We start from the raw sequence: 14537 nt of genomic DNA, 5'->3' as shown, positions 1-14537 counted from the left end.
GTAAATGCAAACACGGCACTTTGCCCAGCTGATCATGCTGTCGGCCCTCTGGGGCGGCTCCTTTCCCTTGATCCGCATTGCCGCCCCGGCCTTCGGCCCCTGGGGCATGGCGGGGCTGCGCTGCGGCCTGGCGGCGCTGGTGCTGGCGCTGATCATGGTGGTGCTGAAGGAGCGCTGGCCGGCGCGCTCCGCCTGGCCGCGGCTGGGCGTGCTCAGCGTGCTGACCATCGCCGCGCCGTTCGTGCTGTTCAACTGGGCCGGGCTGGTGATTCCCGCCGGCTATTCCGCGATCCTGAACGCCACCGCGCCGCTGTTCAGCATGCTCGGCGCCGCTGTCATGGGGGACGAGCGCCTCACCGGCCGGCGGCTGACCGGCTGCGTGCTGGGCTTCGGTGGCGTGGCGCTGCTGGTGCGGCTGGGCCCCGTGGCGGTCGACACGAAAGTGGTGCTGGCGGCGCTGGCCTGCATCGTGGCTTCGGCCAGCTACGGGGTCGGCGCCGTCCTGATGAAGCGCGCGACGCTCACTCAGCAGCCGCTGGGCGCATCGGCGGTGGCGCACGTGGGGGCGATGCTGGTGCTGGCACTGCCCACGGCGGCCACGCTGCCGGCGATGCGGCCGACCGCCGCGGCGGTGCTGGTGGTGCTGGCGCTGGGCATGGTCACGTCGGGGCTGATGTACTGGATCAGCATGCGGCTGATGCGCGAGATCCCGGCGACGGCGGCCACCTCGGCGGCGCTGATGATTCCGTTGTTCGGCGTCAGCTGGGGCGCGCTGTTCCTGGCCGAACCGGTCACCTCCGGCATGCTGCCGGGCGCGCTGCTGGTGCTGGCGGCGACGGCGCTGATCACGGGATTCAATCCGTTCCGGCGGCGGGCCGCCTGAGCCTTGTCATAGCGGGCCTGGCCCGCAATCCAGGCGGTCGCTGGATCCCGGCTCCAGGCCGGGATCACAGCCTCGGGGTCAGCGCACGACCAGCCAGTCCAGCAAGGACCGCACGTCCGGCAGGCTCTCCAGCCGCGCCAGCGCCGCCAGCAGGCCGTCCAGCTGTTCGCGCGCCAGCGGCCGCGCCGCGTACTCCATGCAGTCCAAAAAGCGCGCCTGCTGCTGCCGCTCGCTCAGGTCGTTGCCCGGATAGCCTGGCGCGATGTCGAGCTTGCGCTCGTGCACCGTGCCGTTGCGCAGCGTCAGCGTCAGGTCCACCGAGGAGTGCCCACGTAGGTCCAGCGCCGGGTCGGCCACGGCCGTCACGCGCCTGGCCAGTTCCAGCACCGCCGGGTCGGCAGCCTGGTCGGGCTTGAAGTGCGCCAGCTTGGCCGCGCCGCGCACGACCGCATTGGCCACGCAGTACTGGGCGCTGAACTGCGCATTCACGCGCGGGTTGTCGCCCAGCGCGAATTCATGGCCGACCAGGCGGTGGCAGTACGGGTTCAGCCGCACCTCGGCGCCGGCGACCTGCTCCGTCGTGATGCCGAACTCGCGCACCAGCTGCAGCGTCAGTTCGGTCAGACCCTGGGTCGCGCCGCAGCTGGGGTACTTCTTGAACATCATGCGGTTCAGGCGCCAGTCGCTGCCCAGGCCCGCCACCACGTCGGCCGGCTGCAACTGGCCGCGCCCGTACAGGTGCGCGTAGCCGTAGATGCCGCCCAGGAAGTTGCGCGGGCCGGTGATGCCGCGCTGCGCCATCTGCGCGCATTCGACACCGGTGGCCGCCACCCAACCCTGGATCACGCGCACCGCCAGCGTGCCGTCGATGTTGCTCTGGAAGCTGCCGCCGCAGCGGTTGAAAGGCCAGCCCCAGCGCATTGAGCGTCTGCTTTTCGTCCAGGCCCAGCACGCGGGCGGCGGCGGCCGTGGCCGGGAACACGATGGCCACGCCGGTGGGATCGAAGCCGTCGTACATGGCTTCGCTCAGGTTGAAGCGCGCGCCCAATTCGCAGCCGGCGACCAGCGCCGCCATGAACTCGGCGCCGCTGCAGCCGCCGGCCAGTTCGGCCGCCGCCAGCGCGGCCGGCACCAGCGACGAGCCGATGTGGATGCCGGGCGCCATCGCGTCGCAGTAGTCCAGCGCCCGGCACATGGTGCCATTGAGCTGCGCCGCCACCATGGCCGGCAGCTTGTCGCCGAACACCAGGCTGGTGGCTTGGCGGCTGCCGCCGCGTTCAAGCAGCAGTTCGCGCAGCGCCGCGATGCCGTCTTCGCCGGAGCCGGCGATGCCGGTGCCGATGGCGGCCAGCAGCACGCGGCGGGTGGTCAGCAGCGCCTGGTCGCTGACGTCTGCGGCTTGAAGCGTCGTGACGAAGCGCGCGAGTTGCAGTTCTGGTTCCATGCTCAGGCTTTCCGCGGCGTGGCGCCTGCGGTCAGTTCGGTGCCGGACTGGTTCTCCACCCAGCGAACCAGCTCGCTCACGCTGGCGCCCGGGCCGGCGGCGTGGTCGGCCATGCGCCACAGTTGCTGACCCAGTCCCCAGATCGGCACCGGCGTGTCGGTTTCGGCGGCCAGGCCGATGGCGATGCCCATGTCCTTGAGCATCAGCTCCAGCTTGAACGGATCGTCGAAGCCGCGGTTGAACACGCGCTGGTGGAAGTGGGCCTGCGTGATCCACGAGCCGCCGGTCGATTCGTTCAGCACGTCGACCATCACCTTTGGGTCCAGGCCGTAGCGCTTGCTGGCCAGCAGGCCTTCGGCGCTGTTGGCCAGCGTGACGGCGGTGATGCAGTTGTTGATGCACTTCATCGCATGGCCGCTGCCGACCCCGCCGAGGTGGAACACGGCGCGGCCCATCACGTCCATCAGCGGCTTGACGCGCGCGACGTCGGCGTCGGAGCCGCCCACCATGAACACCAGCTTGGCGTCCTGCGCGCCCCATTGCGCGCCCGACACCGGCGCATCGACCATGGTGCAGCCACCTTCGGCCAGCCCGGCGGCGGTCTGCTGCGTCAGCCAGGGTTCGCACGACGAGGTGTCCAGCAGCACCGAGCCCGGCTTCAGGCCGTGCACGACACCGTCCTTGCCCAGCACGACGTCCTTCACCACTTGGCCGTTGGGCAGCATGGTGATGACGATGTCGCTGCGCGCCGCCACTTCGCGCGGGGTGGCGACGGCTTGTGCTTCGCCGCCTAGCGTTTGCGCGAGCCCCTGCGCGAGTTGCGCGTCGGCGTCCAGCAGCGTTCTGTTCTCGCATTCTGCACACGACAATGGCGTCATGAACAGAGAACCGCTTGGGCTGGCTTACCTGGACTTCGACGCCAGCGAGGACGCCGAAGGTTGCGGCAGCTTCGACGCGATGGCGTCGGTGGCGCCGCCGCAATGGAATGCGCTGCAGCAGGAAGTGCTGGGCGTGCTGGCCTGGGCCGAAGACGCCTTCCCCGGCGCGCGCGGCCCGCTGGAAGAGGGCGGGGCCTGGGACTTCGAATTGCAGGCCGTGGAGGAAGTGGCGACCGCGCTGCAGGTCGAGCCGGATGCGGGCGGCCGCACGCTGCAGGTCCGGCGCGGGGCGACCGGCGCGCCGCGCACGACGCTGAGCCTCACGCTCAGTGGCAGTGCGCAGTTCTGCGCGGCTTTCCGGGACGCGTTCGGCCTGGAGTGATCAACCGCACGCCACCGGCTTGCCGCCGCTGATCTGCGGCAGCAGTTCGGCCAGCCGCCTGTTCTCGCGCGGATCGGACAGGCGGGCGCTGTGCCGGTCCGCCAGCGGCATCGGCTGCTCGATTGCGTCGGCGATCTCGCGCACCGTCATGCAGGCGACGGCGCGGCGCTCGGCCAGCGGGAGCTTGCCGGCCAACGTGATCAGGTTGCGATTGGCGCGGGCCTTGCTCTGCGGATCGGTGGCCTGCACCGCCGCCAGCTGAAACAGCGCCAGCGCCAGCTTGGCATTGGGCCGGCCGGCGCGGCCGTCGCGGTGCAGCACGCCCAGGGCATTCACGGCTTCCGCTTCGCGCAGCAGCCAGGCCCGGTGCAACCAGCGGTAGGCCTGCCGGTCGTCCTTGTCCAGTACATCACCGTTCATGTGCATCACGCCCAGCTGGTACGCCGCCTTTGCATCGCCGCGCCCGGCCATCCGTCCATACGCCTTCTTCACGCCCTCGGCGTCGCCGCGGCGGGTGGCCTCCTGCCCCGCCAGCAGGCTGGCGGTCAAGCCGTGGTGCAGGTTGCGTTCCGGGCCGACCTGCACCCGCGGCACCTGCGGGTGGGCGCGCTCGCCGCGGATGCGCTCGAGCGTGCGCCGGTACTCGGCAAAGCGGGCGGCGCCGGGGCTGTCACCGAGCTTGTCGACGTTCAGCCGGGGCGCGGCAAACAGTGCCAGCGCCGTGCTGCAGCTCTGCGTCGTCGGCAACTCCGCCCGGAACAGCTGCTGCGCATTGCGCTGGACGACCGCGGCGGTGTAGCCAGCCACACCGCGGCTGAGCTTCTGGTGTTCGGCGGCGTCGGCGCCGCGCACCGTCTCCAGGTAGCGGTCGGTCCACACGTAGGCGGTTTCGATGTCGTCGCGGTTGCGGTCCCACCAGCCGAGGGCGATGGCTGGCGCGCCGTCGGGGCCGGCGCCCAGCAGCGGTTCGCATTCGTCGCGCAGCATGCCCAGCGTGGCGACGGTGGCGATCGTGTAGCCGGCGGCGGCGTTGCGGGCCGTGATTTCCGCCGGCGGCAGCGAAGGCTGCGGTGTCCGCGCCGGTGCTTGTGCGCCCGCCACCCCGCAGAACGCCAGCAGCAGTGCGGGCCAGAGCGGCCTGATCGATCCCATCGTGCTCCTTGTGCGGCGGGCTTGCGCCGTGCATGGATCTTAGCCCTTGCCGCTGTGCCAGCCGCCGTCGGTACCAACGCCGGCTGCGTGAATATTCGTGCCGCCCGCAACGCAGACCCAATGGACGCGTTTGTTTACCGCGCGGAAATGTCCGCCGGCAACGGGGGGGATAGATTCGCGCCACACCAACCAGGCGAGGATCATGAAACACATTCCCTTCGTGGCGTTCCCGCAGGCGGAGCAGTCGGCCTTGCTGGCCGCCCTGCGCGGTGCAGGCGTGGAGCCGCAGGGGTTCTGCGTCTCGCGGGTCGAGTGGACCGAGGCGGCCGACGTGGCACAGGTCGGCGGCTTCGCCCTGGTGACGGCGGCCGGACTGTGCCGCTCCTATCCGGCCGACGACGGCACCGGCTGGATCCTCGCGTTGCAGCGCGACCTGTCGGCCGGCGTCACTCCGGCTTGCGCGCCAGCATGAACAGCACCGAGCCGGAGCCCGCAATCAGCGCCAGGATGGTGAAGCCGCTGCGGTAGTTGCCGGTGAGGTCGGCGAACACGCCGGCGATCAGCGGGCCGGCGATCTGGCCGAGCGCGATGATCACCGCCGACAGCCCCAGGATCATGCCGATCGCCCGCAGCCCGAAGTAGTCGGCGCGCAAGGCCTGCATGAAGGGCCCGCGCAGGCCCCAGGCGGTGCCGTGCAGGATGGCGAAAGCGCCCAGCATCCAGACGTGGTTGGCGTAGGTCAGCGCCAGCAGGCCCAGCATGTGGGCCAGCATGCAGCCGGCCGCCACGTAGCGCTTGTTCCAGCGGTCGCCCATCAGCGCCCCGAGCAGCACGCCGCCGGCCTGCGCGATCGTCATCACCGTGATCACCAGCGCGGCCTGGGCCAGCGAATAGCCCAGGCCTTCCTTGATGTGCGAGATGGCATGCACGTTGACGGCGGCCACCACCAGCAGCGCCAAGCCGTGGCCCAGTCCGAGCAGCCAGAAGGCGCGCGTGCGCAGCGCCTGGGCGGCGCTGAACTCACGCCCGGGCGGCGGCGCGGCGGCGCCGGCTTGCAAGGGCGGGGGCACGGGATCGCCGTCGACCGTCTCGCCGATTTCGGACGGCTTGCTGCGCACGATGCGCGCCAGCGGAAAGCCCACGCACAGTGTGATCACGGCGGAGGCCAGCGCCACGTTGCGCCAGCCATAGCTCTGCATGGCCCAGCCGACCAGGGGCGCGGCGATGCCGCCGGCGGCCAAGCCAAGGCTCATCAGCGAGAGGGCGCGGGCCCGCCAGCGCTTGAACCAGTGGACCAGCGCCACCGACAGCGGGAAGTACCCTGACAGGCTGGCGCCCAAGGCAATCAGCACCATCGTGGCGTAGAACCCGCCCAGGCTGTCGATCTGGCTCAGCGACAGAAACCCGAGCGACAGCAGCACGATGCCCACCTGCACCATGATGCGGGGGCCGAAGCGGTCCACCATCCAGCCCAGGGCCGGGCCGAGCACCGCGCCTTCGATCGACTGCAGCGCCGCGCCGCCGGCCAGCGCCGTCTTGCTCCAGCCGCGCTCCTGCGACAGGACGGCCACGTAAGCGCCGAACGCCTGCAGCAGCAGGGCGGAATGCAGGAAGTGGATGGCCGAGCCGGCGGCGGCGACGCGCCAGCCATAGAAGATTTTCAAGGTGCCGCCAGTTTACCGAGGCCGCGCGGCGCCATGGCCCGCATGGCCGGGCCACAATGGCGCGCACGCATGAAGATCGCCACGTTCAACGTCAATGGGGTGAAAGCCCGGCTGCCGCGCCTGCTGGAGTGGCTGGCGGAAACACGACCCGACGTCGCCTGCCTGCAGGAGATCAAGACCGGCGACGCCACCTTCCCGATCGCGGCGATCGAGGCGGCCGGCTACGGCGCGGTCTGGCATGGCCAGCCCGCGCACCACGGAGTGGCGATCCTGGCGCGCGGCGCCGTCCCCAGGGAAGTGCGGCGCGGCCTGCCGGGCGGCGTGGCCGATACCAAGGCGCGCTACCTGGAGGCCGACGTGGACGGCATCCGCATCGCGTCCATCTACCAGCCGAACGGCAATCCGGTGCCGAGCCCGAACTTCGACTACAAGCTGGCCTGGACCGAGCGGCTGCTGCTGCACGCCCGCACGCTCATGGACAGCGGCCAGCCGGTGGTGCTGGCCGGCGACTTCAACGTGGTGCCCACCGATGCGGACATCTACAACCGCTGGCTGTGGCGCCTCGACGCCGTCATGCAGCCCGAAACGCGCGACGCCCACGCGCGCCTGCTGGCGCAAGGCTGGGTGGACGCCACGCGCCACCTGCATCCGCAAGAGCGCATCTACACCTTCTGGGTCAATGCGAATGCGTTCCAGCGCAACGCCGGTTTTCGCATGGACTTCCTGCTGCTCAGCCCCTCATTGGTGGGCGGCCTGGAGGCAGCGCAAGTGGACCAGGAGCAGCGCGGGCGCGAGAAGCCAAGCGACCACGCGCCGGTGTGGCTGCGGCTGGCGCGCCCAGGCTAGCGCGCGACCCAGCCGCCGTCCACGTTCCACGCCACGCCGCGCACGTTGTTGGCGGCGGCGGAGCACATGAATACCGCCAGCTCGCCCAGTTCCTGCGGCGTGACGAATTGCAGCGACGGCTGCTTTTCGCCCAGCAGCTCGCGCTTGGCCTGTTCGATGTCGATGCCGCCGGCCTGCGCGCGCGCCTCGATCTGCTTTTGCACCAGCGGCGTCAGCACCCAGCCCGGGCAGATCGCGTTGCAGGTGATGCCGGTGGTCGCGGTTTCCAGCGCCACGGTCTTGGTCAGGCCGATGATGCCGTGCTTGGCGGCGACGTAGGCCGACTTCTCGGGCGATGCCACCAGCCCGTGGGCGGAGGCGATGTTCACGATGCGACCCCAGTTGGCCTTGCGCATCGCCGGGATCGCCAGCCGCGTGGTATGGAAGGCGCTGGTCAGGTTGATCGCGATCACCGCGTCCCAGCGGGCCGGATCGAAGTCCTCGATCGCCGCCACGTGCTGGATGCCGGCGTTGTTGACCAGCACGTCGACCTGGCCGAAGCGGTCGGCCGCGAACTTCATCATGTCGGCGATTTCGGCCGGCTTGCTCATGTCGGCCCCGTGGTAGGCCACTTCGGCGCCCAGCGCCGCCAGTTCCTTTTGCGCGCCTTCGACGTCGCCGAAGCCGTTCAGCACGATGCGGGCGCCCTGGCGCGCCAGCGACTTGGCGATACCCAGGCCGATGCCGCTGGTGGAGCCGGTGACGAGGGCGGTTTTCCGGGCAAGCATTTGTCTCTCCAGTTCATGCGAAGGGTGGCCAGTATCCTTTTTTTCCCCGCCAGTCCGATGGTGCCGCATGCCTTGCCAACTGCACTGCTGCCCCGGCAGCAAGACATCTTCCGGCACTACCCGCAACTCGACGGCTGATCCTGGCCAGGCTGGACGCCTGCCTGGCTTACCTGGCGCCGCGCTGCTCCCACTGCCAGGCGTGGGCGATGATGGTGTCGAGCTCCGCGTACCGCGGCGTCCAGCCCAGTTCGGTCCGTGCCCGCGTGGCGTCGGCCACCAGGACCGGCGGGTCGCCGGCGCGCGGCGGGTCGTCGCGCAGCGGGATCGCGTGGCCGGTGACGCGGCGGGCGGCGGCAATCACTTCGTCCACCGAATGGCCGGCGCCGTTGCCCAGGTTGTAGGTGGCGCCGGCGGCGCCGGCCTGCAGCGCGCGCCAGGCCAGCAGGTGCGCTTCGCACAGATCCTGCACGTGCACGTAGTCGCGGATGCAGGAGCCGTCGCGGGTGGCGAAATTCGAGCCGAAGCGCGCGATCAGCGGCCGGCGCCCGGAAGCGACCTGCAGCACCAGCGGCACCAGGTGCGTCTCGGGTTCGTGCCGCTCGCCCAGGCTGCCGTCGGGATGGGCGCCGGCCGCGTTGAAGTAGCGGAAGGTGGTGGAGCGCAGGCCATAGGCGCGGCCGTAGTCGGCCAGCACCCGCTCCACCGCCAGCTTGCTCTGGCCGTAGGGGTTGATCGGCAGGCAAGGATGCTGCTCGGTCATCGGCACCGCCACGGGCTCGCCGTAGACGGCGGCGGTCGAAGAGAAGATGAACTGGCCGACCCCGCAGGCGCGCATGGTGTCCAGCAGCGACAGCGTCTGCACCAGGTTGTTGCGCCAGTACTTGCCGGGGTCCGCCACCGACTCGCCAACCAGGCTGGCGGCGGCGAAGTGCATCACGCAGGCCGGCTGGAATTCGCGCAGCACGGCGCCCATGAAGGCCGCATCCCCGATGTCGCCTTGCCGCAGCGTGGCGCCGCCCACCGCGTCGGCGTGGCCGGTGGCGAGGTTGTCGACCACGATGGGCCGCACGCCGTGATCGGCCAGCAGCCGCACCATGTGCGAACCGATGTAGCCGGCCCCGCCGGCGACCACGACAGGGGGGATGTTCTGGAGGGTGCTCATGGTGCGGCTGCCAGTGTCTCACGGGTGACCGCGGGTATGCTGCCTGTGGTGCGACGCCTGCTCATCTGCCTGGCCACGCTGGCCCAGTTGTGGACGGCGGCGGCCGCGCACGCGCAAGCCAGCGTGCGGCGGGACGGCGACGCCGTCGTCTTCGACGGCCAGATCCACGCGCGCTCGGTGGCCGCCTTCCTGCAGCTGGTGCAAGACCCGGCGGTCACCCGGCTGGTGATCACCTCGCAGGGTGGGATCGTGGCGGCGGCCCTGGACATGGCCGAGGCGATCCACGCCCGCGGGCTGGACGTGGAGGTGCCCAGCGCCTGCTTTTCCTCCTGCGCCAACTACATCGTGCCGGCCGCCCGCAACAAGCTGCTGGGTTTTGCTGGCGCCGTGGCATGGCACGGCAACATGTCCCATGTGCTGTACATGCAGCAGGCGGGCCAGCAGAACCTGGACCAGGCGCTGATGGTCCAGGCGCGCAGCCTGGCTCGGCGCGAACTCGCTTTCTTCGGCCGCATCGGCGTCGACGGCTTCGTCTGCTGGTTCGCCAAGATCCCGCCGTTCGACGTCGAAGACGCGTTCTACCTGTCGGTCGAGGACATGGGGAAATTCGGCATCCGCAACGTCACGCTGCGCGTGGCCACCCCGGCGCGCCCCGACAACGCCGGCCTGCGGCTGGTTGCCGTGGACTGGGCCGCGCTGGAAGCGGCCCGCCCGACGCTGCAGTTGACGCCCTGACTCAGTTGCGGCGCGGGTTGTTGGGACGCGAGTCGTCGCGGTTGCGGACACCGTCGCCGTCGCGGTCGCGATCGCGCCGGTTCGAGATGCCGTCGCCATCGCGGTCGCGGTCGCGGCGGCCATTCTTGCGGTAGACCGGCTGCGAGTCGTAATAGGTGCCGCCGGTGTAGACGTTGGGCTGGCTCTGGTAGTAGCCGGGCTGCGAGTAGCCGTAGCTGCCGTAATGAGGGTCGGCGTAGCCGACGCCGCCGTAGCCGACACAACCGGCCAGGGCCGCGCAGGCGGCCAGCGAAAGCAGGATGGACTTCATGAAAGATTCCTTGGGCGTGGTTCGTCTGCTGCAGTTTCCCGCCGTCCGTCCCGCCGCCCTGTAGGAGCGGGGCGGGTCGATGTCAACGCCGCGTAAACGGGCATCCTGCACGGTGGGGCTGGTTGCCGCGCAGCGGCGGCCCGCGGATTGGCCACCTCACCGCTGCACAAAAGGGAAAACTGGTGCAGGCAGCGCTCGCGGGGTTCATCTTCTTCACGGGCGCGGCGCAGGCCTTGCAGGTCACCGGGTGTCAGAACGCCTGCCGGGCGTGCGCGACTGGTGCGCCAACTATCCCTTCAGCTGCCTGGAGCCAACGCCAGCAAGGCATCGGCCTGGGCGACGCGAAGACGTGGCAGGCGGTGCTGGCGCAGCGGCCCACCACCTGGACGGCGACGGGCTGGCCAGCTACCTCGCCATCACCATCGCGCCCAGCCAGTGGCCCACGCATGCGGTGATCGACTGGCTCAACATCCTGCGGCGCGTGACAGATCTGGGGCGTGCCGTTCCAGCGCTCCACCGTGGTCATGTACGACACCCGAGGCCCACACCGCCGACGATCCTGTGCGGCGACTTCACCTGGAGGCGAGCGAGCCCGAGGACGCCGCCATCACCGAGCCGTCCGCCGCCGGCCGGCTGTGGGACGCCCGGCGGCTGCTGCACGGCGCGGCGCCGCAGCCGTCCACCTTTCGCCTGCACGGGCGGCGCTGCCGGTCCGAGCCGCTGGCCTGCGACTCGTGTTCGTCAGCGACCGCTTGAAGGACAAGGTGCGCCGGCTGGTGATCGACGGCGCGACGCTGGCGTCGGATCACCAGCCGGTGCTGGTCGAGTTGGGCTTGAAAGCGCCGACAGCTGTTGTCTCTGGGCAACGATCAGGGCCCGCGTCAAGGAGTTGCAAGGGAGTGCCTCCCAAACACTCACCCTCCGCCAGGCCAGTGCCGGCGCGGGATCGGGGCTGCGTCCACAGGCTTGTCCACAGTGCTGTCCACGCATTCTGTGGGGAGCGGCACGCAGGCCGTGTGCTAGCGCGAAGGGCTTGCGCCGGCCAGGCCCGGCAGGCAGGCCGCCAGCCCTCCGAGCAGCGGCAACACCAGCACCAGCGCCCACCACTCGCGCGGGTCGGCGCCGGCCAGCGCGGCGATCCACAGCACGGCGATGAAGGCGGCGGCGCTGGCTGCGCCCGCCAGCAGTGAGGGATTGCGCAAGGGAAAGCGGCGCGCGGCCGCCGCCCCGACGGCGAAGCCCGCCAGCCCGAGCAGCGTGGCGACGACGGACAGCGCCCCGAGCACCTGGAACGACTCGCCCTGGGTCCACGCGGCCAGCGCGCTCGCCGCCAGGAAGGCGGCCAGGCTGCCGGTGCCGAACCACAGGGTGGCGACGCTAGCCATGCCGGCGCCTGGTTTCCTGCACCGAAAGCGCGATCAGCTCGCCCGGCACGGCCAGGTCCACGTCAGCCAGCCGCTTGCGGTGGAGGCAGGATTTGCCGAGCTTGGACTGGCCGAGGCGGGCCAGCAGCGCTGGGTGCGGCGCGAAGCCGGGCACGATGGAGACCACCAGGTCCTGCTTGCGCGAGGGGACCCCCGTCAAGGCCGCGCCGCCTTCGTGGCTGCTGGCGTACTGGTCGTGGTCGCTGCCGAAGCGGACGATCCCGCTGCCCGCCAGGGCGCCACCCGCGCGGTGGGCGCACCGTGCTCCTTGAACGCCCACAGGATGCTGCCGATGGCGCCGACCCAGGGCCATGCCATGCCGTCGCAGCCGTTGTCGCCCGGCACCACCGTCCGCCGGCCGAACGGGAGCCCGGCGCTGTGGCCCTTGGCCATCGGCATGCCCCTGGGCAGCAGCGGCATGTCGGGCACGGTTTCGCGCCAGTCGGCCGGCGCGACGATATGGCGTGCGATCCAGTCCGCACGGGCGCTGCCCGTCACCTGCGCGATCAAGAGCGAGCGGCGGCCAGATCCTGGTGCAGGACGGGCAGGTAGCGCCCCAGCAGGTCGTCCAGCCCGAGCAGGCCCCGCTCGCGCAGCAGCACGCCGGCCGCGCGGTGAAGCTCTTGCCGTGCGAGCGATCCGCAGGCGCTGCCTGGGCGTCAGCGGCTGACGCCGCAGCAGGTCGGCGCTGCCGAATGCGGCCTCGAGCCCCGCTTGGCCGCAGTGGACGACGGCGACGCTGCAGTCCGCCTGCCGCTGGCGTTGCACCTGGGACCCCAGCCAGTCCGTCACGTAGGCGAGAGCAGGCACGAGCCAGGTTGGCTTTGGTTGTTTGTTGATGGGGCGCTCCGGCCTGGGACAGCGTGCCGGAGTGTAAGTGCCATCGGTTCAGCCCTCGTTCATTTGGGCTGCGTAAGCTGTCCCCATAGCAAACAGATCCAGAAGGTCACTTCATGAAAATCGCTCTTCGCACCCATGTCGCTGCAGCCATGCTGCTCCTGCCGGTGTCCGCCGCCTTCATGGCGCAGCCGGCCACGGCCCAACAGCGCGCCGTGGTGGCCCAGCACGAAGTGCGTTCCATGTCGCTGAACTCCAGCAACGGCTTGACGCCCGGCGCCACGCTGTGGGCCGAGGTGATCGCCACCCCGGGCGCGCTCGGCGCCACCGTGACGCTGGGCCAAAGCGGCGTGCGGCTGGTCCTGAAGGAAGCCGGCGCCGGCCGCTATGTCGGCCACCACGTCGTCCGCCGCGCCGACCGCATCGACCCGATGCAGCTGATGATGGTGCAGGTCAACTACCGCGGCGACGCCAGCGCCGCCCGCAACTACTTCTATCCGCCGGGCTTCCAGGCGCTGGCAACCGGCTCCCCGCACGCGGGCCGCCCGGTGCCGCCGCGGGCGCCCCCGGTGGCCGCCGTGCCGGTGGTCGAGAGTTTCGCGGTCCTTCCGGCCGGCCGCCTGGCCCCTGGCAGCGAGTTGCACTTCCGCCTGGCCGGCACGCCGAAAGCCACCGCCACGGTGGAGATCCCGGGCGTGGTCCGCGGGCTGGTGCTGCGCGAGAGCGGGCGCGGTGTCTACGAAGGCAGCTACACGGTGCGCCGCGCCGACAACCTGCGGTCCTTCGACAGCGCGGTCGCCACGTTCGCCCGCGGCAGCCTGGCCACGACGGCCAACCTGGACCTGAAAGGGGCCATCGACGCACCGCGTGGCCGTGATGGCCGCGACGACCGCCGCGAAGACCGCCGCGACGGCCGCGACGGGCGCGATGACCGTCGCGAAGGTCGCGATGACCGCCAGCAGTCCCGCGACCACCAGCCGCCGCAGGTCACCGCCGTGGCCCCGGCCAATGGCGAAGTGGTGGACGAGCGCCGCCGCACCCGCATCACGGCCAGGCTGGCCGACGCCGGCAGCGGCATCGATGCCGGCTCGGTCCGCCTGACCGTGGACGGCCTGGACGTCACCCAGAACACCGAAGTGACGGCCGAGCAAGTGCGCTACCGCGAAGAGCTGGGCAGCGGCCGCCACAGCGCCGAACTGGTGGTGCGCGACAAGGCCGGCAACACCACCCGCACGGCCTGGAGCTTCCAGGTCCGCTAAGCGGCACCTGCGCCATGCCCGGGTTCACGGGATGGCGCAGTGCAGTCGGTTCAGGCTTCATTCATGCATTCCTGCGTATGCTGCGTTCCAAAGCAACCTCGAGGTCAAGTCCAATGAAAACAGTCGTTCGCACCCATGTCGCCGCGGTCATGCTGCTGCTGCCCTTGTCCGCCGCCTTCCTGGCCCCGCCGGTCGCGGCCCAGCAGCAGCGCTCCAGCAACGCGATCTACGCCATGACGCTGAGGGCGCCCGGCGGCCTGGCGCCGGACGGGATGCTGTTCGTCAGCGTGACTGCCACGCCGGGCGCTGCCGAAGCGAGCGTGACGCTGGGCAATGGCCTGCAGATCCCGCTGCAGGAGCAGAGCCAGGGCAGCTGGACCGGCTCCTACACGGTCCGCCAGGGCGACCGTTTCAATCCGCGCCAGAACGTCACCGTCCGGGTCCGGTGGGCCGACGGCACCGCCACGCGCACCTACCCTCTGCCGCCGGACCTGAAGGCGGCGCTGCAGCCGCAAACGCAGACGCGGCCAGAGCCCGCGTCCCGGCCGACCGTCCCGGTGGCGGCCGCACCCACCATCGAGCGCTTCACCGTCGAGCCGGGTGGTCGCATCGTGGCCGGCCGCAAGTTGCAGTTCCGCCTGACCGGCCAGCCGCGCGCCGGCGCCGCGGTGGAGATCCCCGGCGTGGTCCGCTCGGTGCCGCTGCGCGAAACGTCGCGCGGCGTCTATGAAGGCAGCTACACCGTGCGCAGCACCGACAAGCCGCGCGACTTCGACAGCGCCGTGGCCACGCTG

General features: G+C 70.9%; 18 protein-coding genes and 2 pseudogenes. 8 read left to right on the top strand and 12 right to left on the bottom strand.

What is annotated here, in order from left to right; genetic code table 11:
• Nucleotides 1-4 precede the first annotated feature (4 nt).
• A complete protein-coding gene (locus JWP65_RS12160) occupies nucleotides 5-883 on the top strand; it encodes a DMT family transporter (RefSeq protein ID WP_299764040.1) in 879 nt (292 codons plus the stop codon).
• Between the two features lie 78 nt (nucleotides 884-961).
• On the opposite strand, the gene JWP65_RS12155 is transcribed toward JWP65_RS12160, so the two are convergent.
• From JWP65_RS12155 to JWP65_RS12150, 3 genes and pseudogenes are all read right to left on the bottom strand, one after another.
• On the bottom strand, nucleotides 962-1804 hold the full coding sequence (locus JWP65_RS12155) for a hypothetical protein (RefSeq protein WP_299764038.1): 843 nt from the start codon (nucleotides 1802-1804) through the stop codon (nucleotides 962-964).
• A gap of 40 nt (nucleotides 1805-1844) precedes the next feature.
• Nucleotides 1845-2327 (bottom strand): annotated as a pseudogene (locus tag JWP65_RS20145) (MmgE/PrpD family protein); the annotation flags it as partial.
• Between the two features lie 2 nt (nucleotides 2328-2329).
• Nucleotides 2330-3196 carry an NAD(P)-dependent oxidoreductase gene (locus JWP65_RS12150; protein ID WP_299764036.1) on the bottom strand — a complete coding sequence of 289 codons (867 nt, stop codon included), beginning with the start codon at nucleotides 3194-3196 and terminating at the stop codon, nucleotides 2330-2332.
• 7 nt (nucleotides 3197-3203) lie between these two features.
• On the opposite strand from JWP65_RS12150, the gene JWP65_RS12145 reads away from it, so the two are divergent.
• Nucleotides 3204-3587, top strand: a complete 384-nt coding sequence (locus JWP65_RS12145; protein ID WP_299764035.1) for a hypothetical protein — start codon at nucleotides 3204-3206, stop codon at nucleotides 3585-3587.
• Here the strand turns inward: JWP65_RS12145 and JWP65_RS12140 are convergent, their stop codons facing one another.
• Nucleotides 3588-4739 carry a hypothetical protein gene (locus tag JWP65_RS12140; protein WP_299764033.1) on the bottom strand — a complete coding sequence of 384 codons (1152 nt, stop codon included), beginning with the start codon at nucleotides 4737-4739 and terminating at the stop codon, nucleotides 3588-3590.
• Nucleotides 4740-4778: 39 nt separating this feature from the next.
• Nucleotides 4779-4943, bottom strand: a complete 165-nt coding sequence (locus JWP65_RS12135; protein WP_299764031.1) for a hypothetical protein — start codon at nucleotides 4941-4943, stop codon at nucleotides 4779-4781.
• On the opposite strand from JWP65_RS12135, the gene JWP65_RS12130 reads away from it, so the two are divergent.
• Nucleotides 4942-5211, top strand: a complete 270-nt coding sequence (locus tag JWP65_RS12130; protein WP_299764030.1) for a hypothetical protein — start codon at nucleotides 4942-4944, stop codon at nucleotides 5209-5211. The genes JWP65_RS12135 and JWP65_RS12130 overlap by 2 nt on opposite strands.
• Here the strand turns inward: JWP65_RS12130 and JWP65_RS12125 are convergent.
• Complete coding sequence (locus tag JWP65_RS12125) at nucleotides 5186-6403, bottom strand: MFS transporter (RefSeq protein WP_299764028.1); 1218 nt, start codon at nucleotides 6401-6403, stop codon at nucleotides 5186-5188. The two genes, JWP65_RS12130 and JWP65_RS12125, sit on opposite strands and share 26 nt — an antisense overlap.
• A gap of 69 nt (nucleotides 6404-6472) precedes the next feature.
• On the opposite strand from JWP65_RS12125, the gene xth reads away from it, so the two are divergent.
• Nucleotides 6473-7249: an exodeoxyribonuclease III gene (xth, locus tag JWP65_RS12120; protein WP_299764026.1), complete on the top strand. Its 777-nt coding sequence runs from the start codon at nucleotides 6473-6475 to the stop codon at nucleotides 7247-7249.
• Here the strand turns inward: xth and JWP65_RS12115 are convergent.
• Nucleotides 7246-8016, bottom strand: a complete 771-nt coding sequence (locus JWP65_RS12115) for a 3-hydroxybutyrate dehydrogenase (RefSeq protein WP_299764025.1) — start codon at nucleotides 8014-8016, stop codon at nucleotides 7246-7248. The genes xth and JWP65_RS12115 overlap by 4 nt on opposite strands.
• A 166-nt stretch (nucleotides 8017-8182) precedes the next feature.
• A complete protein-coding gene (gene galE, locus JWP65_RS12110) occupies nucleotides 8183-9178 on the bottom strand; it encodes a UDP-glucose 4-epimerase GalE (RefSeq protein WP_299764023.1) in 996 nt (331 codons plus the stop codon).
• A 48-nt stretch (nucleotides 9179-9226) separates the two neighbouring features.
• Here galE and JWP65_RS12105 point away from each other — a divergent pair, with 48 nt between their 5' ends.
• Nucleotides 9227-9913 (top strand): hypothetical protein, encoded by a 687-nt coding sequence (locus JWP65_RS12105; protein WP_299764021.1) that lies wholly within the window; start codon nucleotides 9227-9229, stop codon nucleotides 9911-9913.
• A gap of 1 nt (nucleotide 9914) precedes the next feature.
• Here JWP65_RS12105 and JWP65_RS12100 read toward each other — a convergent pair whose 3' ends face one another.
• On the bottom strand, nucleotides 9915-10223 hold the full coding sequence (locus JWP65_RS12100) for a hypothetical protein (RefSeq protein ID WP_299764020.1): 309 nt from the start codon (nucleotides 10221-10223) through the stop codon (nucleotides 9915-9917).
• 561 nt (nucleotides 10224-10784) lie between these two features.
• Between JWP65_RS12100 and JWP65_RS12095 the strand changes: the two genes are divergently transcribed.
• Entirely contained in the window at nucleotides 10785-10979 is a 195-nt protein-coding gene (locus JWP65_RS12095; RefSeq protein ID WP_299764018.1) for a hypothetical protein, read from the top strand.
• Between the two features lie 263 nt (nucleotides 10980-11242).
• Here JWP65_RS12095 and JWP65_RS12090 read toward each other — a convergent pair whose 3' ends face one another.
• From JWP65_RS12090 to JWP65_RS12080, 3 genes are read right to left on the bottom strand one after another with little or no spacing between them, the layout of a single operon-like run.
• On the bottom strand, nucleotides 11243-11608 hold the full coding sequence (locus tag JWP65_RS12090; RefSeq protein WP_299764017.1) for a hypothetical protein: 366 nt from the start codon (nucleotides 11606-11608) through the stop codon (nucleotides 11243-11245).
• Nucleotides 11601-11807 carry a hypothetical protein gene (locus JWP65_RS12085; RefSeq protein WP_299764015.1) on the bottom strand — a complete coding sequence of 69 codons (207 nt, stop codon included), beginning with the start codon at nucleotides 11805-11807 and terminating at the stop codon, nucleotides 11601-11603. Before JWP65_RS12085 ends, JWP65_RS12090 begins: the two co-directional genes overlap by 8 nt.
• Nucleotides 11804-12157 (bottom strand): hypothetical protein, encoded by a 354-nt coding sequence (locus tag JWP65_RS12080; RefSeq protein ID WP_299764013.1) that lies wholly within the window; start codon nucleotides 12155-12157, stop codon nucleotides 11804-11806. Before JWP65_RS12080 ends, JWP65_RS12085 begins: the two co-directional genes overlap by 4 nt.
• 443 nt (nucleotides 12158-12600) lie before the next feature.
• Here JWP65_RS12080 and JWP65_RS12075 point away from each other — a divergent pair, with 443 nt between their 5' ends.
• A complete protein-coding gene (locus tag JWP65_RS12075) occupies nucleotides 12601-13743 on the top strand; it encodes a hypothetical protein (protein ID WP_299764011.1) in 1143 nt (380 codons plus the stop codon).
• Between the two features lie 113 nt (nucleotides 13744-13856).
• A pseudogene (locus JWP65_RS12070) lies at nucleotides 13857-14537 on the top strand (hypothetical protein); the annotation flags it as partial.

This window comes from Ramlibacter sp., assembly GCF_028292805.1.
In the GTDB taxonomy this organism is placed as follows: domain Bacteria; phylum Pseudomonadota; class Gammaproteobacteria; order Burkholderiales; family Burkholderiaceae_C; genus Ramlibacter.
Note: the sequence above shows the minus strand (reverse complement) of the source record. Positions and strands in the feature narration are given on the sequence as shown.

Excerpts from the sequence above, each read along its gene's own strand:
- JWP65_RS12075 (WP_299764011.1), top strand. The coding sequence starts at position 12,601 with ATGAAAATCGCTCTTCGCACCCATGTCGCTGCAGCCATGCTGCTCCTG.
- galE (WP_299764023.1), bottom strand. The coding sequence starts at position 9,178 with ATGAGCACCCTCCAGAACATCCCCCCTGTCGTGGTCGCCGGCGGGGCC.
- JWP65_RS12115 (WP_299764025.1), bottom strand. The coding sequence starts at position 8,016 with ATGCTTGCCCGGAAAACCGCCCTCGTCACCGGCTCCACCAGCGGCATC.
- JWP65_RS12090 (WP_299764017.1), bottom strand. The coding sequence starts at position 11,608 with ATGGCTAGCGTCGCCACCCTGTGGTTCGGCACCGGCAGCCTGGCCGCC.
- JWP65_RS12160 (WP_299764040.1), top strand. The coding sequence starts at position 5 with ATGCAAACACGGCACTTTGCCCAGCTGATCATGCTGTCGGCCCTCTGG.
- JWP65_RS12135 (WP_299764031.1), bottom strand. The coding sequence starts at position 4,943 with ATGATCCTCGCCTGGTTGGTGTGGCGCGAATCTATCCCCCCCGTTGCC.
- JWP65_RS12130 (WP_299764030.1), top strand. The coding sequence starts at position 4,942 with ATGAAACACATTCCCTTCGTGGCGTTCCCGCAGGCGGAGCAGTCGGCC.
- JWP65_RS12145 (WP_299764035.1), top strand. The coding sequence starts at position 3,204 with ATGAACAGAGAACCGCTTGGGCTGGCTTACCTGGACTTCGACGCCAGC.
- JWP65_RS12140 (WP_299764033.1), bottom strand. The coding sequence starts at position 4,739 with ATGGGATCGATCAGGCCGCTCTGGCCCGCACTGCTGCTGGCGTTCTGC.
- xth (WP_299764026.1), top strand. The coding sequence starts at position 6,473 with ATGAAGATCGCCACGTTCAACGTCAATGGGGTGAAAGCCCGGCTGCCG.
- JWP65_RS12100 (WP_299764020.1), bottom strand. The coding sequence starts at position 10,223 with ATGAAGTCCATCCTGCTTTCGCTGGCCGCCTGCGCGGCCCTGGCCGGT.
- JWP65_RS12155 (WP_299764038.1), bottom strand. The coding sequence starts at position 1,804 with ATGCGCTGGGGCTGGCCTTTCAACCGCTGCGGCGGCAGCTTCCAGAGC.